Source organism: Erwinia sp. CGal63 (genome assembly GCF_037026505.1).
Lineage (GTDB): Bacteria > Pseudomonadota > Gammaproteobacteria > Enterobacterales > Enterobacteriaceae > Erwinia.
Window position 1 is genome coordinate 362,098 of record NZ_JAKUMN010000002.1, and the last position, 26,212, is coordinate 388,309.

Annotated in this window: 24 protein-coding genes; 19 read left to right on the forward strand and 5 right to left on the reverse strand. The window is 58.9% G+C overall.

The window, feature by feature from the left end:
* The first annotated feature begins 7 nt into the window (after positions 1-7).
* The 8 genes from pepP to trhA all read left to right on the forward strand — a co-directional run bounded on the left by pepP (position 8) and on the right by trhA (position 10,364).
* Positions 8-1,324, forward strand: coding sequence for a Xaa-Pro aminopeptidase (pepP, locus tag MKZ79_RS10425; RefSeq protein WP_336141819.1), 1,317 nt, complete (start codon positions 8-10; stop codon positions 1,322-1,324).
* Entirely contained in the window at positions 1,321-2,499 is a 1,179-nt protein-coding gene (gene ubiH / locus MKZ79_RS10430) for a 2-octaprenyl-6-methoxyphenyl hydroxylase (protein ID WP_336141820.1), read from the forward strand. The genes pepP and ubiH overlap by 4 nt, the downstream gene beginning before the upstream one ends.
* Before the next feature lie 13 nt (positions 2,500-2,512).
* Positions 2,513-3,715, forward strand: coding sequence for an FAD-dependent 2-octaprenylphenol hydroxylase (ubiI, locus tag MKZ79_RS10435; RefSeq protein ID WP_336142187.1), 1,203 nt, complete (start codon positions 2,513-2,515; stop codon positions 3,713-3,715).
* 510 nt (positions 3,716-4,225) lie between these two features.
* A complete protein-coding gene (gene gcvT, locus MKZ79_RS10440) occupies positions 4,226-5,320 on the forward strand; it encodes a glycine cleavage system aminomethyltransferase GcvT (protein WP_336141821.1) in 1,095 nt (364 codons plus the stop codon).
* A 55-nt stretch (positions 5,321-5,375) separates the two neighbouring features.
* Complete coding sequence (gcvH, locus tag MKZ79_RS10445; RefSeq protein ID WP_336141824.1) at positions 5,376-5,762, forward strand: glycine cleavage system protein GcvH; 387 nt, start codon at positions 5,376-5,378, stop codon at positions 5,760-5,762.
* Positions 5,763-5,860: 98 nt separating this feature from the next.
* On the forward strand, positions 5,861-8,728 hold the full coding sequence (gene gcvP / locus MKZ79_RS10450; RefSeq protein WP_336141825.1) for an aminomethyl-transferring glycine dehydrogenase: 2,868 nt from the start codon (positions 5,861-5,863) through the stop codon (positions 8,726-8,728).
* A gap of 45 nt (positions 8,729-8,773) precedes the next feature.
* A complete protein-coding gene (locus MKZ79_RS10455) occupies positions 8,774-9,517 on the forward strand; it encodes an SDR family oxidoreductase (protein WP_336141829.1) in 744 nt (247 codons plus the stop codon).
* 190 nt (positions 9,518-9,707) lie between these two features.
* Positions 9,708-10,364, forward strand: coding sequence for a PAQR family membrane homeostasis protein TrhA (gene trhA, locus MKZ79_RS10460; RefSeq protein WP_336141831.1), 657 nt, complete (start codon positions 9,708-9,710; stop codon positions 10,362-10,364).
* Between the two features lie 246 nt (positions 10,365-10,610).
* On the opposite strand, the gene ygfZ is transcribed toward trhA, so the two are convergent.
* Positions 10,611-11,591 (reverse strand): tRNA-modifying protein YgfZ, encoded by a 981-nt coding sequence (ygfZ, locus tag MKZ79_RS10465; RefSeq protein ID WP_336141835.1) that lies wholly within the window; start codon positions 11,589-11,591, stop codon positions 10,611-10,613.
* 207 nt (positions 11,592-11,798) lie between these two features.
* On the opposite strand from ygfZ, the gene sdhE reads away from it, so the two are divergent.
* A complete protein-coding gene (gene sdhE, locus MKZ79_RS10470) occupies positions 11,799-12,065 on the forward strand; it encodes an FAD assembly factor SdhE (RefSeq protein WP_336141837.1) in 267 nt (88 codons plus the stop codon).
* Between the two features lie 34 nt (positions 12,066-12,099).
* Positions 12,100-12,444, forward strand: coding sequence for a protein YgfX (locus MKZ79_RS10475; protein WP_336141839.1), 345 nt, complete (start codon positions 12,100-12,102; stop codon positions 12,442-12,444).
* Positions 12,445-12,534: 90 nt separating this feature from the next.
* On the opposite strand, the gene fldB is transcribed toward MKZ79_RS10475, so the two are convergent.
* Positions 12,535-13,053, reverse strand: coding sequence for a flavodoxin FldB (gene fldB, locus MKZ79_RS10480; RefSeq protein WP_336142190.1), 519 nt, complete (start codon positions 13,051-13,053; stop codon positions 12,535-12,537).
* Between the two features lie 97 nt (positions 13,054-13,150).
* Between fldB and xerD the strand changes: the two genes are divergently transcribed.
* From xerD to MKZ79_RS10510, 6 genes are all read left to right on the forward strand, one after another.
* Positions 13,151-14,044 (forward strand): site-specific tyrosine recombinase XerD, encoded by an 894-nt coding sequence (gene xerD / locus MKZ79_RS10485; RefSeq protein ID WP_336141842.1) that lies wholly within the window; start codon positions 13,151-13,153, stop codon positions 14,042-14,044.
* 44 nt (positions 14,045-14,088) lie between these two features.
* Positions 14,089-14,787, forward strand: coding sequence for a bifunctional protein-disulfide isomerase/oxidoreductase DsbC (dsbC, locus tag MKZ79_RS10490; RefSeq protein WP_336141848.1), 699 nt, complete (start codon positions 14,089-14,091; stop codon positions 14,785-14,787).
* Positions 14,788-14,792: 5 nt separating this feature from the next.
* Positions 14,793-16,511 (forward strand): single-stranded-DNA-specific exonuclease RecJ, encoded by a 1,719-nt coding sequence (gene recJ, locus MKZ79_RS10495; protein WP_336142193.1) that lies wholly within the window; start codon positions 14,793-14,795, stop codon positions 16,509-16,511.
* A gap of 283 nt (positions 16,512-16,794) precedes the next feature.
* Positions 16,795-17,893, forward strand: a protein-coding gene (gene prfB, locus MKZ79_RS10500) for a peptide chain release factor 2 (RefSeq protein WP_336141849.1) whose coding sequence is annotated in 2 segments (ribosomal slippage) — positions 16,795-16,869 and positions 16,871-17,893 — 1,098 coding nt in all. Because the reading frame shifts where the segments join, the coding sequence is not laid out codon by codon here.
* A 9-nt stretch (positions 17,894-17,902) separates the two neighbouring features.
* Complete coding sequence (lysS, locus tag MKZ79_RS10505; RefSeq protein WP_336141852.1) at positions 17,903-19,423, forward strand: lysine--tRNA ligase; 1,521 nt, start codon at positions 17,903-17,905, stop codon at positions 19,421-19,423.
* Positions 19,424-19,550: 127 nt separating this feature from the next.
* Positions 19,551-19,706: a hypothetical protein gene (locus MKZ79_RS10510; RefSeq protein WP_336141853.1), complete on the forward strand. Its 156-nt coding sequence runs from the start codon at positions 19,551-19,553 to the stop codon at positions 19,704-19,706.
* Between the two features lie 8 nt (positions 19,707-19,714).
* Here the strand turns inward: MKZ79_RS10510 and MKZ79_RS10515 are convergent, their stop codons facing one another.
* On the reverse strand, positions 19,715-20,338 hold the full coding sequence (locus tag MKZ79_RS10515; RefSeq protein ID WP_336141854.1) for a serine protease: 624 nt from the start codon (positions 20,336-20,338) through the stop codon (positions 19,715-19,717).
* A 459-nt stretch (positions 20,339-20,797) separates the two neighbouring features.
* On the opposite strand from MKZ79_RS10515, the gene MKZ79_RS10520 reads away from it, so the two are divergent.
* A complete protein-coding gene (locus MKZ79_RS10520; RefSeq protein WP_336141856.1) occupies positions 20,798-21,961 on the forward strand; it encodes an MFS transporter in 1,164 nt (387 codons plus the stop codon).
* A 24-nt stretch (positions 21,962-21,985) separates the two neighbouring features.
* On the opposite strand, the gene MKZ79_RS10525 is transcribed toward MKZ79_RS10520, so the two are convergent.
* Positions 21,986-22,912 carry a LysR family transcriptional regulator gene (locus tag MKZ79_RS10525; protein WP_336141857.1) on the reverse strand — a complete coding sequence of 309 codons (927 nt, stop codon included), beginning with the start codon at positions 22,910-22,912 and terminating at the stop codon, positions 21,986-21,988.
* Positions 22,913-23,033: 121 nt separating this feature from the next.
* Between MKZ79_RS10525 and lysA the strand changes: the two genes are divergently transcribed.
* Positions 23,034-24,284: a diaminopimelate decarboxylase gene (gene lysA / locus MKZ79_RS10530; protein ID WP_336141859.1), complete on the forward strand. Its 1,251-nt coding sequence runs from the start codon at positions 23,034-23,036 to the stop codon at positions 24,282-24,284.
* Here the strand turns inward: lysA and galR are convergent.
* Positions 24,281-25,282, reverse strand: coding sequence for an HTH-type transcriptional regulator GalR (galR, locus tag MKZ79_RS10535; protein ID WP_336141862.1), 1,002 nt, complete (start codon positions 25,280-25,282; stop codon positions 24,281-24,283). The two genes, lysA and galR, sit on opposite strands and share 4 nt — an antisense overlap.
* 233 nt (positions 25,283-25,515) lie before the next feature.
* Between galR and MKZ79_RS10540 the strand changes: the two genes are divergently transcribed.
* Complete coding sequence (locus MKZ79_RS10540; protein WP_336141866.1) at positions 25,516-26,178, forward strand: hypothetical protein; 663 nt, start codon at positions 25,516-25,518, stop codon at positions 26,176-26,178.
* Positions 26,179-26,212: the final 34 nt, after the last annotated feature.

Genomic DNA, 26,212 nt, shown 5'->3' on the forward strand with positions numbered 1-26,212 from the left:
GAAGCTGATGACACAGCAAGAGTTCGTGCGCCGTCGCCAGGCGCTGCTGACCAAAATGGCGCCCGCCAGCGCGGCGGTGATATTCGCCGCGCCGGAAGCGACGCGCAGCAACGACAGCGAGTATCCTTATCGCCAGAACAGCGACTTCTGGTATTTTACCGGCTTTAACGAGCCGGAAGCGGCGCTGGTGCTGATCAAGAGCGCAGAAAACCATCACCACAGCGTGCTGTTTAACCGCGTTCGCGATCTGACCGCCGAAATCTGGTTTGGTCGTCGGCTGGGGCAGGACGCCGCGCCGGAAAAGCTTACGGTCGATCGTGCGTTGCCCTGGGACGCCATCGGCGAACAGCTGCCGCAGCTGCTGAACGGCCTGGATGTGGTTTATCACGCGCAGGGGTTGTACGAGCAGGCGGATACGCTGTTATTCAGCGCGCTGGACAAACTGCGTCGCGGCTCGCGCCAGAACCTTACGGCGCCTGCCACGCTCACCGACTGGCGTCCGTGGGTACATGAAATGCGGCTGTTTAAGTCGGCGGAAGAGATCGCCGTGCTGCGCGAAGCGGGCCATATCAGCGCGCTGGCGCATACCCGGGCGATGCGCCAGTGTCGACCCGGCCTGTTCGAATATCAGCTGGAAGGCGAAATCCATCATGAATTCAATCGTCATGGCGCGCGCTTTCCTTCCTACAACACCATTGTCGGCTCCGGTGAGAACGGCTGTATCCTGCACTACACGGAAAACGAGAGCCGGATGCGCGACGGCGACCTGGTGCTGATTGACGCGGGCTGCGAACTGAACGGCTACGCGGGCGATATTACGCGCACTTTCCCGGTCAACGGCAAATTTACCGCGCCGCAGCGCGCCATCTACGATATTGTGCTGGCTTCGCTCCATCGCGCGCTGGCGCTGTATCGTCCCGGCACCAGCATCCGTGAAGTTAATCAGGAAGTGGTGCGTATCATGGTCACGGGCCTGGTGAAGCTGGGCGTGATGACGGGCGATGTTGATACGCTGATTGAGGAACAGGCTCACCGCCAGTTCTTTATGCACGGCCTGAGCCACTGGCTGGGCCTGGACGTGCACGACGTTGGCCATTACGGTCACGAGCGCGATCGCGTGCTGGAACCCGGCATGGTGCTGACGGTTGAGCCGGGGCTCTATATCGCGCCGGACGCGGAGGTGCCTGCGGAGTATCGCGGTATCGGCATTCGCATTGAGGATGACATTCTGATTACCGCGGACGGCAACGAAAACCTGACCGACAGCGTGGTGAAAGATCCCGATGACATTGAAGCATTAATGGCGGCGGCTAAAACAGCATGAGTATCATTATTGCAGGCGGCGGTATGGCTGGCGCGACGCTGGCGCTGGCCGTTTCCCATCTTACGCAGGGTAAGCTGGCGGTCACGCTGATCGAGGCGCAGGAGCCGGCGTCAAGAACGCATCCCGGCTATGATGGCCGGGCGATAGCGCTGGCGGAAGGCAGCAGTCAGCAGCTCTCCGCCATCAATCTCTGGCCCGCGCTGAAAGAGTGCGCCACGCCGATCACCCATGTTCACGTCAGCGATCGCGGTCATGCCTGCTTTGTCTCGCTGGACGCGGAGGATTACCAGATTCCCGCGCTGGGCCATGTGGTGGAGCTGCACGATATCGGTCAGCGGCTGTTTAAGCTGCTGCAAAAAGCGCCCGGCGTGCGCGTGATCTGTCCGGCTAAAGTAGCGAAAGTCGAGCGCACGCAGCAGCAGGTTAGCGTGCTGCTGGACAACGGCGAATCGCTGACGGCGCAGCTGCTGGTCGCCGCAGACGGTTCCCGTTCCGCAGTCGCCGCCTCCTGCGGTGTTCAGTGGCGGACTCAGGATTATCAACAGCTCGCCGTAATCGCTAATGTTTCAACGGCGCAGCCTCATCAGGGCCGGGCGTTCGAACGTTTTACCGAGCACGGCCCGCTGGCGCTGCTGCCAATGTCGCAAGGGCGCAGCTCGCTGGTATGGTGTCATCCGCTGTCGCAACAGGCGCGGGTCGATGGCTGGAACGACAGGCAGTTTCTGGACGAGCTGCAAAAAGCTTTCGGCTGGCGGCTCGGCCGCTTTACCCATGTCGGGCGACGCCACAGCTATCCCCTGGCGCTGCAGTCCGCTTCGCAACATGTTTCCCATCGCCTGGCGCTGGTCGGCAATGCGGCGCAAACGCTGCATCCCATCGCGGGCCAGGGATTTAACTTAGGCATTCGGGACGTGATGTCGCTGGCAGAAACGGTCGCTGCCGCCTGGCGGGCGCAGCAGGATGTCGGCAGCTATAGCGTGCTGCAACGTTATCAGCAGCGCCGTCAGCCGGATGCCGCCGCTACTATCGGGATAACCGACAGTCTGGTCAGGCTGTTTGCTAACCGCTACACGCCGCTGGTGCTGGGGCGAAATCTGGGCCTGATGGTGATGGATTCGCTACCGCTGGCGCGTAATTTGCTGGCCGAGCGCACGTTGGGCTGGGTCGAGCGTTAAGGAGAAAGCAGTGATGCAAACCTATGATGTTATTATCGCCGGCGGCGGCATGGTTGGACTGGCCGTCGCCTGCGGACTGCAGGGCAGCGGCATGAAGATCGCCGTGCTGGAGCGCGAAGCTCCGCAGCCGACGCAAGGCGACAGCGCGCCCGCGCTGCGCGTCTCCGCTATCAATGCCGCCAGTGAACGCCTGCTGCAGCATCTGGATGTCTGGAACGATATTCTGGCCAGTCGCGCGAGCGCCTATCACGGTATGGAAGTCTGGGATCGGGACAGCTTTGGTCGTATCGAGTTTGACGACGGCCAGCAGGGTCTGCCGCATCTGGGCCATATTATTGAAAACCCGGTGATCCATCAGGCGCTGTGGCGGAAAGCCAGCGCATCGCGCGATATCACGCTGATATCGCCAGCCGGGCTGCAGCAGGTCGCTTTCGGCGACAATGAAGCTTTCGTGACCCTCAGCGACGGCACCATGATGACCGCACGACTGCTGGTCGCTGCCGACGGCGCCAACTCCTGGCTGCGCAACAAGGCGGATATTCCGCTGGCGTTCTGGGATTACGATCACCATGCGCTGGTCGCCAATATTCGCACCGAACAGCCGCACGAAGCCGTAGCGCGTCAGGTGTTTCATGGCGAAGGTATCCTGGCGTTTCTGCCGCTGGGCGATCCGCATCTCTGTTCGATCGTCTGGTCTTTGCCGCCGCAGGAAGCGACGCGCCTGCAGTCCATGCCGGAAGAGATCTTCAACCAGCAGCTGTCGGTAGCCTTCGATATGCGTTTGGGCTTGTGCAAGCTGGAGAGCGAACGCAAAACCTTCCCATTGATGGGCCGCTACGCGCGCAATTTCGCCGCGCATCGGCTGGCGCTGGTCGGCGATGCCGCGCATACCATTCATCCGCTGGCGGGGCAGGGCGTCAATCTGGGCTTTATGGACGCCGCCGAACTGATTGGCGAAATCAAACGCCTGCATCAGCAAGGGAAAGATATCGGCCAGCACCTTTATCTGCGCCGCTACGAGCGTAGCCGCAAGCACAGCGCGGCGATGATGCTGGCAGGTATGCAGGGCTTTCGCGAGCTGTTTAAAGGTAATAATCCCGCGAAAAAGCTGCTGCGCGATATCGGCCTGAGCCTGGCGGACAATCTTCCCGGCGTGAAGCCGCGTCTGCTGAAGCAGGCGATGGGGCTGCACGATCTGCCGGAGTGGCTGCGCTGACGGCCCGCTGCGTTCGGGGATTTAACCTGAACGCAGCGCTCTTTATTCAAGCAGACGAAAGTCTGTCCGTTCTCGCCTCCCCATCATCTTTTTACCGCGTCTTTTTCGCCCTGTCCTGACCCTTACTTTTAAAAGCGTTTTTATCCCGTTGCACTTTTATGGCGCACGCCGCCCCAGCGTTGTGCTTCGTTTGAAATATTCTAATTTAGCCTTCCACTTCGCATTAATTATCCTAATCCGAAGATTTTAACCGGAAAGCAGTTTTTTATTCCTTCGGCGCTAAGACCTCGCTTTTGTACTGATATTCAGGCTAATTAATAACGGATCTGCGCGCTATTCAGACTGAAGGTGGTGACATTCTCTGCGTTCGTTTTTAATCAGGAAGCACAACGAAAAAAATCATGCCTGTTTTAGCTTATGGTTAACGCTGCTTTTCGATGGTAACTTCAGGGCAGGATATCGTTTGCGCCGGAGTGCCTGCCGACGCCGAATAATTTGCCCGAGGAATGTATGACTCAACAGACTCCCTTGTTCGAACAGCATCAGGCCTGCGGCGCGCGCATGGTGGATTTTCACGGCTGGATGATGCCGCTGCACTACGGCTCGCAGATGGACGAGCACCATGCGGTGCGCACCGAAGCTGGCATGTTCGACGTTTCGCATATGACCATCGTCGATCTGCACGGCGCGCGCGTTCGCGAATTTCTGCGCTACCTGTTGGCCAACGACGTCGCCAAACTCACCCAGCCCGGCAAAGCGCTTTATACCGCCATGCTCAACGCCTCGGCTGGCGTAATCGACGATCTGATTGTTTACTTTATGACCGAAGACTTTTTCCGGCTGGTGGTTAACTCCGCCACGCGAGAAAAAGATCTCGCCTGGATTTCACAGCACGCGGAACCTTTCGGCGTTGCATTGACCGAACGCCGCGATCTGGCGCTGATAGCGGTGCAGGGCCCGCAGGCGCAGGCAAAAGCGCAGACGCTGCTGAATGAGACGCAGCGCGAAGCTGTCGCCGGCATGAAGCCTTTCTTTGGCGTGCAGGCTGGCGACCTCTTTATCGCCACCACCGGTTATACCGGCGAGGCTGGCTATGAAATTGCGCTGCCCAACGAGCAGGCAGCGGATTTCTGGCAGCGGCTGCTGGCGGCCGGCGTCAAACCTGCAGGTCTGGGCGCACGCGACACGCTGCGGCTGGAAGCGGGCATGAATTTATACGGTCAGGAGATGGACGAAGGCGTGTCGCCGCTGGCGGCCAATATGGGCTGGACCATCGCCTGGCAGCCCGTCGAGCGCGAGTTTATCGGCCGTGAAGCGCTGGAAGCACAGCGTGAGAAAGGCACGGAACAGCTGGTCGGTCTGGTGATGACGGAAAAGGGCGTGCTGCGCAACGAGCTGCCGGTGCGCTTTACCGACGCCGCTGGCAACCTGCAGGAAGGCGTAATTACCAGCGGCTCTTTCTCGCCGACGCTGGGCTACAGCATCGCGCTGGCCCGCGTACCGGCCGGTATCGGCGAGCAAGCGATCGTGCAGATCCGCAACCGTGAAATGCCGGTTCGCGTAACCAAACCAGTTTTCGTGCGCGCCGGTAAGCCGGTCGCTTAAAAGAGCGCATTCCGAAGCCGAATGCGGCCCCAAAATATTTTCAGGAGAAAAGGCCATGAGCAATGTGCCAGGTGAATTGAAATACCGTGAGAGCCACGAATGGGTGCGGAAAGAAGCTGACGGCACCTATACGGTCGGCATTACCGAACACGCGCAGGAGCTGCTGGGCGATATGGTTTTTGTTGATCTGCCCGATATCGGCAACAGCTACAGCCAGGGCGACGACTGCGCCGTAGCGGAATCGGTCAAGGCCGCTTCCGATATCTATGCGCCCATCAGCGGCGAAATCGTGGCGGTCAACGAGGCGCTGGACGGCGAACCGGAGCTGGTCAACAGCGCGCCCTACGCTGAAGGCTGGCTGTTTCGCATTAAAGCCAGCGACGAAGCCGAACTGGATGCGCTGATGGATGCCGACGCTTATAAAACCAGCATCGACGAATAGGTCGCGTCGGGCTGCGCCTTTGCGGCGCGGCCCGGTTTTCTGCTCTCTCCGGAGATCCTTCTCCTTCATGCTTTTGCCCGATTCAGGATTTACCGCCAATGACGACTCTCAGCCAGCTTGAACACAACGGCGCTTTTATCGAACGCCATATCGGCCCTTCGCAGACGCAGCAGGAGGCGATGCTGAACGCCGTCGGCGCCGCGACCCTCAGCGATCTGATTACTTCTATTGTTCCGGCGGATATCCAGCTGCCCGGCGCGCCCGCGGTCGGCGACGCGCTAACCGAACATCAGGCGCTGGCCGAGCTGAAGGCGATCGCCAGCCGCAACCTGCGCTATAAATCCTGTATCGGCATGGGCTACGCGCCGGTGCTGACGCCGCCGGTCATCCTGCGCAATATGCTGGAAAATCCCGGCTGGTACACCGCCTACACGCCTTATCAGCCAGAGGTTTCCCAGGGTCGTCTGGAAGCGCTGCTCAATTTCCAGCAGGTGACGCTGGACCTGACCGGGCTGGATATCGCCTCCGCCTCTTTACTGGATGAGGCGACCGCCGCTGCCGAAGCGATGGCGATGGCGAAGCGCGTCAGCAAGGCGAAAAACGCCAACCGCTTCTTTGTGGCGGAGGATATCCATCCGCAGACGCTGGACGTGGTGCGCACGCGGGCGGAAACCTTTGGCTTTGAGATCGTGATCGATAAAGCGGAAAAGGCGCTGGATCAGCAGGATCTCTTTGGCGCGCTGCTGCAGCAGGTCGGCACCACGGGTGAAGTACATGATTACACTTCGCTGATTAACGAGCTGAAAGCGCGCAAAGTCGTCGTCAGCGTCGCCGCCGATTTCATGGCGCTGGTGCTGCTGGAAGCGCCGGGCAAACAGGGCGCGGATATCGTCTTTGGATCCGCGCAGCGCTTCGGCGTGCCGATGGGCTACGGCGGCCCGCACGCGGCCTTCTTTGCCGCGCGTGATGAATATAAACGCTCTATGCCTGGCCGCATTATCGGCGTTTCCAGAGACGCGGCGGGCAACACGGCGCTGCGTATGGCGATGCAGACTCGCGAGCAGCATATCCGCCGCGAAAAAGCCAACTCCAATATCTGTACCTCGCAGGTGCTGCTGGCCAATATCGCCAGCCTTTACGCGGTGTTTCATGGCCCGCAAGGGCTGAAACGCATCGCTTCCCGCATTCATCGTCTGACCGATATTCTGGCGGCCGGGCTGCGAAAAGGCGGCCTGACGCTGCGCCATCAAAGCTGGTTCGACACGCTGACCGTAGAAGTGACGGATAAAGCCGCCGTACTGGATCGCGCGCTGAGCTTCGGCATCAACCTGCGCAGCGATATCCCTGACGCGGTCGGCATTACGCTGGATGAAACCACGCTGCGGGAAGATGTGGCGGCGCTGTTTTCCGTGCTGCTGGGTGAAGAGCACGGGCTGGATATCGACGAGCTGGACGGTGCCGTCGCCGACAGCGCTTCCGTTGCGCCAGCGATGCTGCGCAAAGAGCCGATCCTGACGCATCCGGTCTTTAACCGCTACCACAGCGAAACCGAGATGATGCGCTATATGCACAGCCTTGAGCGTAAAGATCTGGCGTTGAATCAGGCGATGATCCCGCTCGGCTCCTGCACCATGAAGCTGAACGCCGCCGCCGAAATGATCCCGATCACCTGGCCGGAGTTCGCCGAGCTGCATCCGTTCTGTCCCGCCGACCAGGCCGCCGGCTATCTGCAGATGATCGGCCAGCTGTCGCAATGGCTGGTGCAGCTGACCGGCTACGACGCGCTCTGTATGCAGCCGAACTCCGGCGCGCAGGGCGAATACGCCGGCCTGCTGGCAATCCGCCGCTACCATGAAAGCCGCAATGAAGGCGGACGCACTATCTGTTTGATCCCCAGCTCGGCGCACGGCACCAATCCGGCTTCCGCGCAAATGGCGGGCATGTCGGTGGTGGTGGTGGCCTGTGACAAACAGGGCAATATCGACCTGCACGATCTGCGCCAGAAAGCGGAGCAGGCGGGCGAAGCGCTCTCCTGCATTATGGTCACTTATCCTTCCACGCACGGCGTGTACGAAGAAACCATCCGCGAGGTTTGCCAGATCGTTCATCAGTACGGCGGCCAGGTTTATCTTGACGGCGCGAACATGAACGCGCAGGTCGGCATCACCACGCCTGGCTACATCGGCGCGGACGTTTCCCACCTTAACCTGCATAAAACCTTCTGTATTCCACACGGCGGCGGCGGCCCTGGTATGGGGCCGATCGGCGTCAAAGCCCATCTGGCGCCGTTTGTGCCCGGCCACAGCGTGGTGCAGATCGGCGACATGCTGACGCAGCAGGGTGCGGTTTCCGCCGCGCCGTTCGGCAGCGCCTCGATTCTGCCGATCAGCTGGATGTATATCCGCATGATGGGCGCGGAAGGACTGAAGCAGGCCAGCTCGGTAGCGATCCTCAATGCGAACTACATTGCCGCACGCCTGCAGTCGGCTTATCCGATTCTCTACGCCGGACGCGATGGCCGCGTGGCGCATGAATGCATCCTGGATATTCGGCCGCTGAAAGAGCAGACCGGCATCAGCGAGCTGGATATCGCCAAGCGCCTGATCGACTACGGCTTCCACGCGCCGACCATGTCTTTCCCGGTGGCGGGCACGCTGATGGTGGAGCCGACGGAATCGGAAAGCAAAGTCGAGCTGGATCGCTTTATCGACGCTATGCTGGCTATTCGTATGGAGATCGACCGCGTGGCGGAAGGCGAGTGGCCAGCGGAGGACAACCCGTTAGTCAACGCGCCGCATACGCAGAAAGAGCTTGTTGGTGAATGGACGCATCCCTACACGCGCGAGCTGGCGGTCTTCCCGGCGGGCAGCGATAACAAATATTGGCCGACCGTGAAGCGTCTCGACGACGTTTATGGCGATCGAAATCTGTTCTGCTCCTGTTTACCGATGAGCGAATACGAATAAACCTAAAGGGCGCTCAGGCGCCCTTTTTACTACCGGGAGACAACCATGAAAACGGCATTGGTCACTGGCGGCAGTCGGGGTATCGGACGCGCCACCGCACTGCTGCTTGCTCAGCAGGGCTATCAGGTAGCGGTGAATTACCATCAGCGCGAGGCGGCGGCCAGCGAAGTAGTGACGCTGATCCATCAACGGGGCGGCAAAGCATTCAGCGTGCAGGCCGATATCGCGGATGAAGAACAGGTGGTGACGATGTTTCGCACGCTCGATCGGCATGGCGCCGTTTTGCACGCGCTGGTCAACAACGCCGGAATACTTTTTCAGCAGGCTGGCATTGAAGAGCTGAGCGCCGAACGCATCAATCGCGTTTTCGCCACCAACGTCACCGGCGCCTTTCTCTGCTGCCGTGAAGCGGTAAAGCGCATGAGCCTGCGTCATGGCGGCCAGGGCGGCGCGATTGTTAACGTTTCCTCTGCCGCTGCCCGCAGCGGCGCACCGCACGAATATATCGACTACGCCGCCTCTAAAGGCGCGATGGATACCCTGACCAAAGGATTATCGCTGGAGGTGGCTGCGCAGGGAATCCGGGTCAATGGCGTGCGTCCCGGATTTATCTATACCGATATGCACGCTGACGGCGGCGAAGCGGGCCGCGTCGATCGTATGGCGCCAACCATTCCCCTGCAGCGCGGCGGAGAGCCGGAAGAGATCGCGCAGGCTATTCTCTGGCTGCTAAGCGACGCGGCTTCCTATATTACCGGCTCAATAATTGATGCCGCAGGCGGACGTTAAGCCGCCGCATCAGCGTTAAAAACCTGTTTTTGATGATTAAAAAACTGTTACAGCCCTTCACAGTTTATTTAAGCTTACAGGTGTACTCTGAAATCGATCCTGGCTAAGCTGAACGTGCACGATTTTCGGACAGGCGACTGACAGTGATTGGGTCAGCCTGTTCGCTTCAGACTTAGGAAGAGGGCAGAGCATGACTGATAAGAAACCATTGCTGGCGCAGGGCTACTCCGTAGCGGAGGAGATAGCTAACAGCGTTAGCCACGGCATCGGCTTTATCTTTGGCATTGTGGGACTGGTGCTGCTCCTGTCGCAGGCGATCGACAGCCAGGCGAACGCGGTAGCCATCACCAGCTACAGTCTTTACGGCGGCAGCATGATCCTGCTGTTCCTGGCCTCGACGCTTTATCACGCTATTCCCCATCAACGCGCTAAATTCTGGCTGAAAAGGCTGGATCACTGCGCTATCTACCTGCTGATAGCCGGTACCTACACCCCTTTTCTGCTGGTGGGGCTAAAGTCGCCGCTGGCGCACGGCCTGATGGTGGTGATCTGGTGTCTGGCGCTGGTGGGCGTGCTGTTTAAGCTGGCCTTTGTTCACCGTTTCGAGGCGCTGTCGGTTATCACCTATCTGCTGATGGGCTGGCTGTCGCTGATTGTGATTTACCAGCTGGCGCTAAAACTCTCGCCAGGCGGCGTCTGGCTGCTGGCGGCGGGCGGAATTATCTATTCGCTCGGCGTCATCTTTTACGTCTCAAAGCGCATACCCTATAACCATGCCATCTGGCACGGCTTCGTGCTGGGCGGCAGCATCTGCCATTTCCTGGCGATCTACTTTTACGTCTCGTAAATAAGGGGCGTGCGGCCCCTCTTCAAACTGCTGACAAACCTGAAGCATTCGCCGGACACGGCAACACGGTTGTTTCATAGCGGCAGAGGCAGAGCGGATAAGTGGACCGTTTGGCGCATGGACGCGCCAACCGAGCTTACAGGGAGCGTATCCACGGCGTGTCCATGTTCCGATCTGCTTCTGCTGCTTTGTCGCCAATTCAAACGCGACCAGGAGTTTGTCAGGGGCCGTACGGCCCCTTTATCATTAATCCAGCGAATAAGGCAGCGGCTGAATAACAAGGCTGCCGCCTTCGTCGCCCTGTACGCGCAGCTCCGTTTCCGGCTCCAGATCGTTGTTCAGCACCGCCTGCACCCAGACCTCGCCGTTATCCAGCTGGCAGGCGGCAAGAATGGTGCCGGTACGGCGCCAGTTATCGCCCAGCTTCATCTCCAGTGAGTCGGCCGCTTCCGGTACGCGACCGGCTTTCCCGGCCAGCCAGTAAAGCGCGCGTTTATTGGCGCCGCGGAACTTAGCGCGCGCGACCATCTCCTGACCCGAATAGCAGCCTTTCTTAAAGCTGATGGCATCCAGCGCCTGTAAGTTACAGGCCTGCGGAATAAACTGCGCGCTGTTGGCCGCGTCGATCACAGGCAAACCTGCTTCGATATTCAGCGCCAGCCACTGCGAACTGTCGGTTAGCTGCGCCTGGTCATTCAGCGCCTCGCGCAGCGCCAGAGCCTTGTCGCGGCTAAGAACCAGCAGAAAACGTTCCGCAGGCGAGGCGAACCACAGCAGCGTGGTCTCTTCCTGCTGCACCACTGGATTTTCCGCGTCCGGCAGCGCGTCGAACAGCGGCGTCAGCGCGGCGCGCGCCTGAAAACCGGCCACGCCCAGCAGCACCGCTTCGTCATCCGCTTCGAAAGCGACTTTGGCGAACACGGCGTACTTTTTCAGCTCGCTGATTTGCGTATCGCGCAGGCTGCGGCGCTCCAGATAGGCAAGCCCTTCGCCGCGATGAAACAGACGCAGATTGCTCCACATTTTTCCTTTGGCGTCGCAGTGGGCGGCGGGCAAATGCGCGTTGGCGTCCAGCGCGGCGACGTCCAGCGTCAGCTGGCCCTGCAGATAGCTGACGCGGTCCGCGCCGGTCACGTTAACCAGCGCCCACTCTTCCAGCGAGATCAGCGTAAGCGGCAAACGGGCTGAGGCCGCAGGTTGACGAGGCGGGAAAGATAAAGTCGGCATAGCGGATTCCTGAAGTCAAATAAGCCTGCTTTCATGTTAAAAGAGCCGCCCGGCTTTGCAACCAGTTTTCTGAAAGCGACGCACAAAACGCGCGGTGAGGTGGTTTCTTCTCTGCGAGGCGGCGCGCAAAGCCGAAACCTGGCATCAACATCGCCGTAAAAAAGCGCTACACTAGCGGCCATCTTTCACCGACTGACGATGGAAAGCATGGATATTAACAATAAAGCTCGTGTGCAGTGGGCGTGCCGTCGCGGCATGCGCGAACTGGATATCTCCATCATGCCGTTTTTCAGGTTTGAATATGACTCATTGAACGACACGGACAAACAGGTGTTTGTGCGGCTGCTGGAAAGCGACGATCCCGATCTGTTTAACTGGCTGATGAATCACGGCGAGCCGGCCGATCCGGAACTGAAACGTATGGTGGCTATGATCCAACAGCGAAACCAGCAGCGTGGTCCTGTGGCGTACTGATCTGCGCGTTTCCGGGCAGGCGCAACGGCTGTCGTTGCTGCTGCATGCTCTGGCGATACTGGCGCTGCTGCTGGCGCCCTGGTCGGCAGGCTTTGCGGCGGTTCGACTGGCGCTGTTCATACTCGTGGGCGTCGAATGCGCGCGCAGCCTGCGGCGTATCCGCAGTCGGGAAGGCGATATCGCACTGCTGGCCGATGGTCAGATGCAGTGGCGGCGGCAAAACTGGCGCCTTTGCGCCAGGCCGTGGATAACGAAGCAGGCGATCCTGCTGGGGCTGCGCGCCGTTAGCGGCGAGCAGGAGAAGCTCTGGCTGCTGCGCGACAGCATGGCCGAAGCCGAATGGCGTGGGCTGCGACAGCTGCTGCTGACGGCGGAATAACCCGCAGAAACCGCGACGGCGCTTATGTGTTCTGGCCGGGCGGTCTGGCGAAGACGTTGGGCTGAATCGGCGCTCCGCAAAGCGCCAGGCTTACAGCGAGGCGGCCATCTCGGTCAGGATTTGCTCGCACCACTGCGCGATGCGTTCATCCGTCTGCTCAAACTGGTTGATGTCGTCCAGCGCCAGGCCGACAAAGCGGGCGCCGTCGGCGGTCAGCGGCTTTTTGCTGATAAACTCGTAGCCTTCAACGGGCCAGTAGCCGACAAAAGCCACGCCCAGCGGCTGCAGCACTTCATGCAGCATACCCAGCGCGTCCAGGAACCACTCGCTGTATTCCGCCTGGTCGCCCATGCCGTAGAGCGCCACGGTTTTGCCGCGCAGGTTCAGCGTCGGCAGCTCGGTCCAGATCGCTTCCCAGTCCTCCTGGAGCTCGCCGAAATCCCAGGTTGGGATGCCCAGGATCAGCATATCGTACTGCTCCATCAGCTGCGGCGAATCCTCTTTCAGGTTGTGCAGCGTAACGAGATCCTCGCCGATAAAATCGCGGATCTTCTCCGCCGCCATCTCGGTGTAGCAGGTGCTGGAGCCGTAAAAAAGCCCGATGTTCATATGCGGTTTACTCAATTCTCCTGGTTCAATGGCGCGAATTATATCAGAATTGGGCTTTGACGGCGTGGTCGTCGGTTAAGCGGAGAGAGGAGAAAACGTGCAGGATAGCGAGCTTACAGAGCAGTTTCTCGACGCCTTGTGGATAGAGCGCAACCTTGCGGAAAATACGGTAGCCTCTTATCGGCTCGATTTGATGTCGCTGGTCAACTGGCTGGCACATCATCAGCTTGACCTGCTGCGGGTGGATAGCGCCGGGCTACAAAATTTTCTGGCCGAACGCGTAGAGGGCGGTTATAAAGCCAGCAGCTCCGCGCGGCTGCTCAGCGCCATGCGGCGTCTGTTCCAGTACCTCTATCGCGAGAAGCTGCGCGAGGACGATCCCAGCGCGCTGCTGGCCTCGCCCAAACTGCCGCAGCGGCTGCCGAAAGATCTCAGCGAGGCGCAGATAGATCGGCTGCTGCAGGCGCCCTCCACGGATGTGCCTGTCGAGCTGCGCGACAAGGCGATGCTGGAGCTGCTCTATGCTACCGGTCTGCGCGTGACCGAACTGGTCAGCCTGACGCTGAGCAACGTCAGCCTGCGCCAGGGCGTGGTGCGCGTGGTGGGCAAAGGCGATAAAGAGCGGCTGGTGCCGCTGGGCGAAGAGGCGCGGCACTGGCTGGAGTACTATCTCGAATACGGCAGACCGTGGCTGCTGAATGGCCAGACGCTGGACGTGCTCTTTCCCAGCAATCGCGCGCAGCAGATGACGCGGCAGACCTTCTGGCACCGCATCAAGCATTACGCTCAGCTTGCGGGCATCGACAGCGAAAAGCTCTCTCCCCACGTGCTGCGCCATGCGTTCGCCACGCATCTGCTGAACCACGGCGCCGATCTGCGTGTCGTACAAATGCTTTTGGGACACAGCGATCTGTCCACCACGCAAATTTATACCCATGTCGCCACCGAGCGGCTACGGCAGTTACATCAACAGCATCATCCCCGCGCCTGACGCGGAGATTAAACGGCCTGAACATCAGGCTCTGAGGATAATAAATGAAAAAGCGTTACTTTCTCCTTTCTCTGCTGATGGCGGCCGGTCTGGCGAATGCCGACGAGGCGGCCATCAAACAATCCCTGGCGAAGCTGGGGCTGCAGCAGACGGAGATTCAGCCTTCTCCTTTGCCAGGGATGAAAACCGTGCTGACCGAGAGCGGCGTGCTCTACGTCAGCGAAGACGGCAAACACTTTATTCAGGGGCCGCTGTACGACGTCAGCGGCAACCAGCCGGTCAATGTCACCAACAAACTGTTGGAGAAAAAGATCGAAGCGCTGAGCGGCGAAATGATCGTTTATAAAGCGCCGAAAGAGCAGCATGTCATTACCGTATTCACCGATATCACCTGCGGCTATTGCCACAAGCTGCATTCGCAGATGGCGGACTACAACGCGCTGGGCATCACAGTGCGCTACCTGGCTTTCCCGCGTGAGGGCATGAACGGTCAGGTCGCGAAAGACATGAAGTCGATCTGGTGCGCAGCCGATCGCAACAAAGCGTTCGACGCAGCGATGAAAGGCGAAGCGCCAATGGCGGCTGACTGCAAAATCGATCTCGCTAAGCACTACCAGCTCGGCATTCTGTACGGCATTCAGGGTACGCCAGCCATCCTGCTGCAGAACGGCATGATGATCCCGGGCTATCAGGGGCCGCAGGAGATGAAAAAGCTGCTGGATAGCCAGAAGACGGGCGGTTGAGCGGAGTGAAAGGAAAAACCGAACTACGTCGTCGCGTGGCGGCGCCGGAGTGCGAGCTGCCGCAGGATTTACATCCTCTGCTGCGCCGCCTTTATGCGCATCGCGGCGTTAAGCAGGCCGTCGAGCTGGAGCGCGGCGCCAAAAATCTGCACGCCTTTCACTCCCTCAGCGGCATTGAGCGGGCGGCGGAGATTTTGCAAAAGGCGATCGCCGATAACCTGTGCATTATGATCGTCGGCGATTTCGACGCCGACGGCGCCACCAGCACCGCGCTGACCGTACTGGCTTTACGCAGCATGGGCGGCCGCAATATTAAATATCTGGTGCCGAACCGCTTCGACGACGGCTACGGCCTCAGCCCGGAAGTGGTCGAGCAGGCGGCGGCGCGCGGCGCGCAGCTGATTATGACGGTGGATAACGGCATTTCTTCGCACGCTGGCGTGGCGTTGGCCCACGAAAAAGGCATCGCCGTGGTGATTACCGATCACCACCTGCCCGGCGAAACGCTGCCGGATGCCGAAGCCATCGTTAACCCTAACCTTGCCGACAGCGCCTTTCCTTCGCGCTCGCTGGCGGGCGTGGGCGTCGCCTTCTATCTGATGCTGGCGCTGCGCGCAAGGCTGCGCGACAGCGGCGCAACCACGCTACCGAATCTGGCCGAGCTGCTGGATCTGGTGGCGTTAGGCACCGTGGCGGACGTAGTGCCGCTGGACGCCAACAACCGTATTCTGGTCTGGCAAGGGCTGAGCCGCATTCGCGCCGGAAAATGCCGCGTCGGCATCCGCGCGCTGCTGGAAATCGCCAATCGCGATGCGCGGCAGCTCGCTGCCAGCGATCTGGGCTTTGCGCTGGGCCCGCGCCTCAACGCCGCCGGACGGCTTGACGATATGTCGGTGGGCGTCGCGTTGCTGCTCAGCGAGGATATCGCCCAGGCGCGGATGCTGGCCAGCGAGCTGGACGCGCTGAACCAGACCCGCAAAGAGATAGAGCAGGGCATGCAGACCGAAGCGCTGGCGCTGTGCGACGCGCTGGAACGCAGCAGCGAAGCGCTGCCGCTCGGCATAGCCATGTACCATCCCGAATGGCATCAGGGCGTGGTCGGTATTCTGGCATCGCGGCTGAAAGAGCGCTTTCACCGGCCGGTCATCGCCTTTGCGCCAGCCGGCGACGGTACGCTGAAAGGTTCCGGGCGTTCCATCAGCGGACTGCATATGCGCGACGCGCTGGAGCGGCTGGATACGCTGTATCCCGGGCTAATCCTTAAATTCGGCGGTCACGCGATGGCGGCCGGCCTGTCGCTGGAGGCGGAAAAGTTCGATGAGTTCCGCCAGCGCTTCGGCGAGCTGATTGGCGACTGGCTGAGCGAGGAGTCGCTGCAGGGGGTGGTCTGGTCGGACGGCCAGTTGATGGCTCAGGAGCTGACGCTGCCTACCGCAGAGCTGCTGCGCGAAGCGGGCCCGTGGGGCCAGGCGTTTCCGGAGCCGCAGTTCGATGGCAAATTCAAGCTTATCCAGCAGCGACTGGTTGGCGAGCGCCACCTCAAGGTGATGCTGGAACCGCTGGGCGGCGGGCCACTGCTTGACGGCATCGCCTTTAATATCGACACCACGCTCTGGCCCGATCCCAGCGTGAAGCAGGTCGAGCTGGCCTATAAGCTGGATATCAACGAGTTTCGCGGCAACCGCAGCGTGCAGCTGATTATCGAGCATCTCTGGCCGCTGTAAAAAGCCGTGTCGGCCCGTGGTTCCGCCAGAACATAGCGCTACGGGCTGCGTCTTTAAAGAGGGCAAAGCAGGGTACCACCAGCGCCGTTATCGCTTCGCTGGTAGCTGAATATCCGGCGGAACGTCGGCCCAAATCAATCAGGCGCCAGCAGGCGTAGCCGTTCCGCTTTTCGACCGAGGCGGCGGCCCGCGCCGCTAAATTGCCGGCGCGCAAACGCTACAAACTCCCCGCAAATTCGGTTAAACTGCGTAGTTACATTGCAGACTTTTGAAGATCTAAATCATGTTTGAAATTAATCCGGTAAAGAACCGTATTCAGGATCTCAGCGAGCGCAGCGGCGTTCTCAGGGGGTATCTTTGACTACGATGCCAAGAAAGAGCGCTTAGAAGAAGTTAATGCCGAGCTGGAGCAGCCGGATGTCTGGAACGAGCCTGAACGCGCGCAGGCGCTGGGCAAAGAACGTTCCGCGCTGGAAGCGGTCGTCGGCACGCTGGATCAGCTAAGTCAGGGGCTGGAAGATGTCTCCGGTCTGCTGGAGCTTGCCATGGAAGCGGACGATGAAGAAACCTTCAACGAGGCCGTTGCCGAGCTGGAAGGGCTGGATAAAAAGCTCGCCGAACTGGAGTTCCGTCGCATGTTCTCCGGCGAATACGACAGCGCCGACTGCTATATCGATATTCAGGCCGGTTCCGGCGGCACTGAAGCGCAGGACTGGGCCAGTATGCTGGTGCGCATGTATCTGCGCTGGGCGGAAGCGAAAGGCTTTAAAACCGAAGTCATCGAAGAGTCGGAAGGCGAAGTGGCCGGCACCAAATCCGCCACGCTGCGCATCAGCGGCGACTACGCGTTCGGCTGGCTGCGCACTGAAACCGGCGTGCATCGTCTGGTGCGTAAAAGCCCGTTCGACTCCGGCGGCCGTCGCCACACCTCTTTCAGCTCCGCGTTTGTTTACCCGGAAGTGGATGACGACATCGATATTGAGATCAACCCGGCCGACCTGCGTATCGACGTCTATCGCGCTTCCGGCGCCGGTGGTCAGCACGTTAACCGTACGGAATCGGCGGTGCGAATCACCCATATTCCAACCGGCACGGTCACGCAGTGCCAGAACGACCGTTCTCAGCATAAGAACAAAGACCAGGCGATGAAGCAGATGAAGGCGAAGCTGTACGAGCTGGAAATGCAGAAGAAAAACGCTGAGAAGCAGTCGCTGGAAGACAACAAATCCGATATCGGCTGGGGCAGCCAGATCCGCTCCTACGTGCTTGACGATTCACGCATCAAGGATCTGCGCACCGGCGTGGAAACCCGTAATACTCAGGCGGTGCTGGACGGCGATCTGGACCGATTTATTGAAGCAAGTTTGAAAGCAGGGCTATAAGGAACTGACATGTCAGAACAACAACCGCAGGGCGCCGACGCCGCACTTGAGCTGAACAACGAACTGAAAGCGCGTCGCGAAAAGCTGAGCGCGCTGCGTGAGAACGGCGTGGCATTTCCCAATGATTTCCGTCGCGACACCACTTCCGATCGGCTGCACGCAGAGTATGACGCGAAAGAGAACGAAGAGCTGGAGGCGCTGGGCGTCGAGGTCAGCGTCGCTGGCCGTATGATGACCCGCCGTATCATGGGCAAGGCTTCTTTTGTGACGCTGCAGGACGTGGGCGGTCGTATCCAGCTCTACGTTTCCCGCGACGATCTGGCGGAAGGCATCTACAACGAGCAGTTTAAAAAGTGGGATCTCGGCGATATCGTCGGCGCTCGCGGCAAGCTGTTTAAAACCAAAACCGGCGAGCTGTCCATTCACTGCAGCGAGCTGCGCCTGCTGACCAAGGCGCTGCGTCCGCTGCCGGACAAGTTCCACGGCCTGGCCGATCAGGAAACCCGCTACCGTCAGCGCTATCTGGATCTGATCTCCAACGACGAGTCGCGCAACACCTTTAAAATTCGTTCGCAGATCATGGCGGGCATCCGCAGCTTTATGGTCGGCCGCGACTTTATGGAAGTGGAAACGCCGATGATGCAGGTGATCCCTGGCGGCGCTTCGGCCCGTCCGTTTATCACCCATCACAACGCGCTGGATATCGATATGTATCTGCGCATCGCGCCGGAACTCTATCTGAAACGTCTGGTGGTCGGTGGTTTCGATCGCGTGTTTGAAATCAACCGCAACTTCCGCAACGAAGGTATTTCCCCGCGCCATAACCCTGAGTTCACCATGATGGAACTCTATATGGCCTATGCGGACTACAAGGATCTGATTGAGCTGACCGAGAGCCTGTTCCGCACGCTGGCGCAGGATGTGCTGGGGACTACCGTAGTGCCTTACGGCGACCAGGAGTTCGACTTCGGTAAACCTTTCGCCAAACTGACGATGAAGGAAGCGATTCAGAAATACCGTCCGGAAACCAATCTGGCGGATCTGGACGATTTCGACAAAGCCTGCGCCATCGCACAGTCGCTGGGCATCAAGGTTGAGAAGAGCTGGGGACTTGGTCGCGTCGTTACCGAAATCTTCGAAGAGACGGCGGAAAGCCATCTGATCCAGCCGACCTTTATCACCGAATATCCGGCGGAAGTCTCGCCGCTGGCGCGCCGCAACGACGAGAATCCGGAAATCACCGATCGCTTTGAATTCTTTATCGGCGGTCGTGAAATCGGCAACGGCTTCTCCGAGCTGAACGACGCGCAGGATCAGGCCGAGCGTTTCCTGCAGCAGGTTAACGCGAAGGACGCGGGCGACGACGAAGCGATGTTCTACGATGAAGACTACGTTACGGCGCTGGAGCACGGCCTGCCGCCGACCGCAGGTCTGGGCATCGGCATCGACCGCATGGTAATGCTGTTTACCAATAGCCACACCATCCGCGACGTAATCCTGTTCCCGGCGCTGCGCCCTTCAGGCAAGTAAGCGACGATAACAACATCAAGGGGCGAATTTTCGCCCCTTTTTTTATCTCTGCCGCCGTGCGAAGCTCAGAGAGCGAAATAAGTGGGTGCGGAGGGCATTGCGATCCGCGTTAGCACCAGGCATAAAGTTGTCGAAACGGTCGCCTCAACAGGTTATCGAGGCGCAGAAAGCGCAGGGTTTGGCTGTACCTGGCCCGTTGTTGAAAGCGGAGGAGTGTGCCGTTCCGGTATTTGACACCACCATGCTGCACGCCGATATGGCGGTGGAATTTATGCTGTCGTAAAACAGCGGTCAGGATCGGGTCGCCTCGTCCAGCCACTCTTTGAAGCGGGCGTAGGGCACATAGAGAGAGACGTTTTTATAGAGCGTTTTGCCGCTTTTAATATCGTTGATTCTGTCAGAGTAGCCGACGATAACGCCCGCAACGGAATCATCGGAAGCGTTATAGACCGCGCCGCCGGACATGCCCTGCACTACGCCCGCGTTGGTCGCCACCACGACGCAGCTTAGCTTATTCCAGCTGTTTTTCAGTCCGGTGTTAACCAGATTGGTGCCGGTTGAGGCGACCGGCATGGCGGAGATAAAGCTGTAGCCATACATATTAATCTTGTCGCCCATAAAGCCGTTGCGGAAACGCGGCGCGGAGACATTGCCGTTTTTGTGATAAACCACGGCCAGGTCGCAGTCAGGATGGCGAGACTTAACGCGGTAAAGAGAATATTTTGCTACGTGCGCTGCGGTCAGACTGTAATCGGCGGTCAGCGGGATGGTGGTGCCCAGCGTGCCTATACCCAGGATAGTGGGAATGCCGGTCACGGTCATATCCACACGCTTTTCCGCTTCGCTGCTGTACTCATATTTTCCTACCGAACATCCGGTGATACTCAGCGCCAGCAGGCAAATAGCCAATCGCATCTTTACTCCTCGGTAATGAATCGATCAATCAAAGCTCAATAAACGCCCGTTGCATCCATCATCGAGGTATCGGCTAACGCTCAGAAAACTTTATCTATTTAATCGCAATTCGCGTCAAATGATTGTCCGTTAATTGATAATTTTCTGTAATCTATTGTGCCTTGTTTAGTCGGTAAAACAGCCAGAATCTGCAGCCTGTTGATAAAGTATAGACAAGTGAGGAAGCCTGAAAACGGTGAAAAAGCGTCAGAAATGACCCATTCATCCTTTAATTGCCAACGATTATTGCCGTTCAGGCAAGGGATTGTTGCCTGAACAGGGGTGTAAGTCTCTGATGGCCTGTGCTTTAATCTCTTCTGTGATGTAGATCAAGATTCACACTCTGAAATAGTTTCCCTTCGCTGTTCCTGCCTGTCGGTCACTGCCGGCGGAAAGATAATTTTTCCTGGAGAAAATGAGATGCCCGTTTCCTTACTGGCATTGGCGCTAAGCGCCTTTGCTATCGGCACTACGGAATTCGTTATTATGGGCCTGCTGCCGAATGTGGCGGGCGATCTCAACGTGACTATTCCTTCCGCAGGCTGGTTAATCAGCGGCTATGCGCTGGGCGTGGCGATTGGCGCGCCCATAATGGCGCTGCTTACGGCCAGGCTGCCGCGCAAGCGCACGCTGATCCTGCTGATGTCGATTTTTATTATTGGCAACATCCTCTGCGCGCTGGCCTGGAGCTATAACCTGCTGATGCTGGCAAGAGTGATCACCGCGCTTTGTCACGGCGCTTTCTTCGGGATCGGCGCCGTGGTGGCCGCCAGCCTGGTGGCGCCCGGTAAACAGGCCTCCGCCGTGGCGCTGATGTTTACCGGTTTGACGCTGGCTAACGTGCTGGGCGTGCCGTTGGGCACCTGGTTCGGCCAGTTGTTTGGCTGGCGCACAACTTTTTGGGGCGTTTCGGTTATCGGCGTGCTGGCTTTTATCGCGCTGATTGTCAGCTTGCCTGCTAATCGTGACGAAAAGCCGGTGGATCTGGCCAGTGAAATTAGCGCGCTGGCTAACGGCAAACTGTGGCTGTCGCTGCTGATGACGGTATTCTTCGCCGCCGCCATGTTCGCGCTGTTCAGCTATATCGCGCCGCTGCTGCTGCAGGTAACCGGCATCAGCAGCAAAGGCGTCAGCTGGACGCTGTTTTTGATCGGCGCTGGCCTGACCGTTGGCAATATTTTGGGCGGCAAGCTGGCCGACTGGAAAGTCTCCTTCAGCCTGATCCTCAGCTTTTCACTGATCGCGCTCTTTTCGCTCGCTTTCAGCTGGACCAGCCACGCGCTGTGGCTGGCGGAAATCACCCTGTTTTTATGGGCGATGGCAACGTTTGCTACCGTACCCGGGCTGCAAATCAACGTGGTGCGCCACGGCAAAGAGGCGCCAAACCTGGTTTCCACGCTGAATATCTCCGCATTTAACGTCGGCAACGCCTTCGGCGCCTGGGCGGGCGGGGCGGTGATTGACGGCGGCTACGGCCTGACCGCCGTGCCGATCGCCGCTGCGGTGCTGGCCGCGGTGGGACTGCTGATTTGCCTGTTGACCTTTCGACGCGCGGGCGGTCAGCGACAGCCTGTACGCGCCTGAGAGCCGGGCGTCGCCTGAACAGGCTTACGCCTGAATCAGCAACGCCTCAAGGCGCTGGTTGAACAGACCGCTCTGCTGCTGCAGATGCAGACTGAAAGCATCGACCAGCGCCGAGCCGGGACGATGGCGCGGCCGGATCAGGCTGACGGTAAAAGGCACCGCAATACTGAAACGCCGGATAGTCACGCCGCTGCCCGCATAATCCAGCGCGGTCAGCGGATTGACTATCGACAGGCCGATACCCGCTCTGACCATCGCACAAACCGAAGCGGCGCTGTGCGTCTCCATCACCATCCGACGCTGCACGCCCTGTTCGTTGAACAGCTGATCCAACAGCTGGCGATAGCTGTCGGTCTGCGACAGGCTGATAAAATTCCTCCCTGCGAAATCCTGCGGCGTCAGACAGCTTTTTTCCACCAGCGGATCATCCTGTGGCAGCACGCAGACCTCATCGGCGGTAAAAATTTCGCTCCGCTCCGTGCCGGCTGGCGTTTGGCTGGTTTCCGTTAACCCTAAATCGTAGCGCTGCGCCGACAGCCACTCCTCCAGCAGCGGTGATTCCTGTGGAATAATATTCAGGCTGACATCGGGATAGCGCTGCAGAAAAGGCTGGCAGAGCAGGGGAAGCAGCGACTGGGAAAACACCGGCAGGCAGGCGATCGACAGCTCGCCCTGGCGAAACTGCCGCAGACTTTCCGCCGCGTTGATAATTCGATCCAGCCCGTACCAGGAGCGCTGTACCTCTTCAAACAGCCGCAGCCCCTGCGCGGTCGGCTGCAGGCGGCCACGAACACGTTCAAATAGCTTGAGTCCGATAAGCTTCTCAAAGCGGGCCAGCTCGCGGCTGACGGTCGGCTGCGAAGTATGCAGCAGCGCCGCCGCTTCGGTCAGGTTGCCGGTAGTGACAACCGCATGAAAAATCTCGATATGCCGCAGCGTGATGCCAGCCATAAAGCGCTCTCAAAGGAAAAGGGTATCCATATCATGAATGAATAGATTCCTCTAAAACAGATATTTTTCATCATCTCCGCGTCGTGGCGTAATAAAGCCATTACTGACAGGAGAAAGCCTTATGCCACACCCGCTCACCACCACCGAAACCGCTCTGACTCAAGAAAATCTGCTGACGCTGGCGCGCCGCTACAGCGGGCCTGTCTGGGTTTACGATGCCGATGTTATCGCTGAGCGCATTGCGCAGCTGCAGCAGTTTGACGTGGTGCGCTTCGCCCAGAAAGCCTGCTCCAATATCCATATTCTCAGACTAATGCGCGCGGCGGGCGTGCGGGTCGATTCCGTCTCGCTGGGCGAAGTGGAGCGTGCGCTGGCGGCAGGCTTTCAGCCGGGCGGCGAAGAGATCGTCTTTACCGCCGATCTGCTGGACGAGCCTACGCTGGCCCGTCTGACGGAGTTGAAAATCCCGGTTAATACCGGTTCGGTCGATATGCTGCATCAGCTGGGCGAAGTCTCGCCGGGCCATGAAGTCTGGCTGCGCGTCAATCCGGGCTTCGGCCACGGCCATAGTCAGAAAACCAATACCGGCGGCGAAAATAGCAAGCACGGTATCTGGCATGGCGATCTGGCGCTGGCGCTGGCCGCGATTCAGCAGCATCGGCTGAAGCTAATCGGCATCCATATGCATATCGGCTCCGGCGTGGATTATGGCCATCTGGAACAGGTTTGCGACGCGATGGTGCGGCTGGTGATCGATTTCGGCCAGGATCTGCAGGCTATCTCTGCGGGCGGCGGACTCTCCATTCCCTATCGTTTTGGCGAAGAGGCGATTGATACGGCGCACTATTTTGGACTGTGGGATGCGGCGCGCCAGCGTGTGGCGCAGCATCTTGGCCATGCGGTGAAGCTGGAAATCGAGCCGGGACGTTTTCTGGTCGCTGAATCCGGCGTGCTGGTATCGCAGGTGCGCGCGGTTAAACAGATGGGCAGTCGTCATTTCGTGCTGGTGGATGCCGGTTTCAACGATTTAATGCGACCTGCCATGTACGGCAGCTACCACCATATCTCCGCTATCGCCGGCGACGGACGCGAGCTGGACGAAAAGACCATCGACACCGTAGTGGCAGGGCCGCTGTGCGAATCGGGCGACGTCTTCACCCAACTGGAAGGCGGCAAAGTAGAAACCCGCGCGCTGCCGCAGGTCAAACCGGGTGACTATCTGGTCTTTCACGATACCGGCGCTTACGGCGCTTCCATGTCCTCTAACTACAACAGTCGGCCGCTGCTGCCGGAAGTGCTGTTTGAAAACGGCCAGCCGCGGCAAATTCGTCGGCCGCAGACCGTGCAGGAGCTGCTGGCGCTGGAAATTTAATCCGGCGAGCCGACCGAATGGCGGCGCACCAGCGTCGGACTGAACAGATTGGTCACCTCAGGCAGCGGCTGATTGTTAGCCAGCGCTAAAGCCAGCTCGGCTGCCTGCTGCGCCATGGTCACAATGGGATAGCGCACCGTGGTCAGTCTTGGGCGCACGTAGCGAGAAACCAGCACGTCATCAAAGCCGATTAGCGACATCTCTTCCGGCACCCGCAGGCCGTTATCGCTGAGTACTGCCAGCGCTCCGGCCGCCATCGAATCGTTATAGCAGGCCACGGCGCTAAAAGCTTTGCCGCGTCCCAGCAGCTCCGTCATCGCCTGTTCGCCGCCGATTTCGTCCGGTTCGCCAAAGGCCACCAGGCGATCGTTACAGGGCAAATCGTGTTCTTTCAGCGCGTCATAATAGCCCTGCAGGCGATCGTCCGCGTCGGAAATAGGGTGGTTCGAGCAGATAAAAGCGATGTTCTGGTGACCCTGCTGGATCAGATGGCGGGTCGCCAGCCAGGCGCCGTAGCGGTCATCCAGCGCGATACAGCGATTTTCAAAACCGGGCAGCGCGCGGTTGATCAGCACCATGCCGGGGATCTGCTGCATCAACGGGATCAGATCGGCATCGGGAATTTTTTTCGTATGCACCACCAGCGCGCCGCAGCGGTGTCGGATTAGCTGCTCGATCGCCTGACGCTCTTTCTGCTCATTGTGGTAGCCGTTGCCAATCAGCAGAAAGTTGCCGGTGCCGTAGGCGACCTGCTCGACCGCTTTAACCAGCGCGCCGAAAAAGGGATCGGACACGTCGCCCACCACCAGCCCCATCGTCTCTGTCGATTGCTGCGCCAGCGCGCGCGCGTTGGCATTGGGATGATACTGCAGCTCTTCCATGGCGCGATTAACGGCCTGGCGTGAAGCCTCGCTGGCTTTAGGTGAGTTGTTGATAACGCGGGAAACCGTGGCGACGGAGACGCCCGCCAGCCTGGCAACATCTTTAATGGTGGCCATAGAGACTAAGTTTTCCAGGGTAAACGTTTACATCGCACCAGTGTTGCGGAAATTTCCTGCTACTTCAAGCAACAGAATGTTGACGGCATCGCAAAGCTGATGAAAAGCATTGGAGCGGGCAATTATCTGATAATTTTTTTGAGGAGATAACTTTTTTGATAAAGTGACGCCACTTTCACCGGGCAAAGGGTCATGCCGGACGGCGACAGCCGTTGAAAAATACAGGACAGATGATGAAAGTTTTATATATAGGCAGCGGAATATCGGCGCTACAGGCGCGTGAGGAAAAATATCAGGGACATATTATTGTCTGTCTCAATAACGCCTGGCGAATTTTCGCCGGCGGCTCGTTCGACTATTGGCTGCATTCGGGTGACTTTCCACAGGAAAATTATCCGGTCGCCACCCATTTCAAAGCGGACATCGGCTATGAGCGCTATGTGCAGGCCAGCGACTGGATCGGCAAAAAGCTGGGCTGGCGCCATGAAGATCCCGAGTTTTATATCGGCTACACCATGTTTTTCCAGGGCCTTTACTGGATAATGATGGCGCTTTCGCCCACCACCATCGGCCTGCTCGGCTTCGACCACGACTACGATCAAAATAAAGTGGTGAAATGGCAGCAGGCGGGCGAGCCCAATATTCAGAATCAGTTTAATCAGCCTGAAAAAGTTCCGAATATTAATAGCTGGTCGGAAAGCTTTTTTAAAGAATTCAGGCCGGACTTTTTCTATGGGCACGGCACGCCCGATCCACTACGAACAGGACTGGGACTGGATTATATAAAAACAAAAATGCAGCTGGCCGACAGCGTGGCCCGGCAGCTGGGTATCGCCATCGTCAACTATTCGGAAAGGGCTTCGCCGGTGGAGGTATTTCAGCGCGTCAGGCTCTAGATTGGCTTCGACGTTAATCTCTGTCGGCAGCAAG

What these genes read in the sequence shown, in the direction of transcription:
- gcvH (WP_336141824.1), top strand. Translation starts at nt 5,376, where the DNA reads ATGAGCAATGTGCCAGGTGAATTGAAATACCGTGAGAGCCACGAATGG.
- ygfZ (WP_336141835.1), bottom strand. Translation starts at nt 11,591, where the DNA reads ATGCCGACTTTATCTTTCCCGCCTCGTCAACCTGCGGCCTCAGCCCGT.
- ubiI (WP_336142187.1), top strand. Translation starts at nt 2,513, where the DNA reads ATGCAAACCTATGATGTTATTATCGCCGGCGGCGGCATGGTTGGACTG.
- dsbC (WP_336141848.1), top strand. Translation starts at nt 14,089, where the DNA reads ATGAAAAAGCGTTACTTTCTCCTTTCTCTGCTGATGGCGGCCGGTCTG.
- MKZ79_RS10455 (WP_336141829.1), top strand. Translation starts at nt 8,774, where the DNA reads ATGAAAACGGCATTGGTCACTGGCGGCAGTCGGGGTATCGGACGCGCC.
- pepP (WP_336141819.1), top strand. Translation starts at nt 8, where the DNA reads ATGACACAGCAAGAGTTCGTGCGCCGTCGCCAGGCGCTGCTGACCAAA.
- galR (WP_336141862.1), bottom strand. Translation starts at nt 25,282, where the DNA reads ATGGCCACCATTAAAGATGTTGCCAGGCTGGCGGGCGTCTCCGTCGCC.
- trhA (WP_336141831.1), top strand. Translation starts at nt 9,708, where the DNA reads ATGACTGATAAGAAACCATTGCTGGCGCAGGGCTACTCCGTAGCGGAG.
- MKZ79_RS10520 (WP_336141856.1), top strand. Translation starts at nt 20,798, where the DNA reads ATGCCCGTTTCCTTACTGGCATTGGCGCTAAGCGCCTTTGCTATCGGC.
- sdhE (WP_336141837.1), top strand. Translation starts at nt 11,799, where the DNA reads ATGGATATTAACAATAAAGCTCGTGTGCAGTGGGCGTGCCGTCGCGGC.
- MKZ79_RS10515 (WP_336141854.1), bottom strand. Translation starts at nt 20,338, where the DNA reads ATGCGATTGGCTATTTGCCTGCTGGCGCTGAGTATCACCGGATGTTCG.
- MKZ79_RS10525 (WP_336141857.1), bottom strand. Translation starts at nt 22,912, where the DNA reads ATGGCTGGCATCACGCTGCGGCATATCGAGATTTTTCATGCGGTTGTC.
- fldB (WP_336142190.1), bottom strand. Translation starts at nt 13,053, where the DNA reads ATGAACATCGGGCTTTTTTACGGCTCCAGCACCTGCTACACCGAGATG.
- gcvP (WP_336141825.1), top strand. Translation starts at nt 5,861, where the DNA reads ATGACGACTCTCAGCCAGCTTGAACACAACGGCGCTTTTATCGAACGC.
- lysA (WP_336141859.1), top strand. Translation starts at nt 23,034, where the DNA reads ATGCCACACCCGCTCACCACCACCGAAACCGCTCTGACTCAAGAAAAT.
- lysS (WP_336141852.1), top strand. Translation starts at nt 17,903, where the DNA reads ATGTCAGAACAACAACCGCAGGGCGCCGACGCCGCACTTGAGCTGAAC.
- MKZ79_RS10540 (WP_336141866.1), top strand. Translation starts at nt 25,516, where the DNA reads ATGAAAGTTTTATATATAGGCAGCGGAATATCGGCGCTACAGGCGCGT.
- gcvT (WP_336141821.1), top strand. Translation starts at nt 4,226, where the DNA reads ATGACTCAACAGACTCCCTTGTTCGAACAGCATCAGGCCTGCGGCGCG.
- ubiH (WP_336141820.1), top strand. Translation starts at nt 1,321, where the DNA reads ATGAGTATCATTATTGCAGGCGGCGGTATGGCTGGCGCGACGCTGGCG.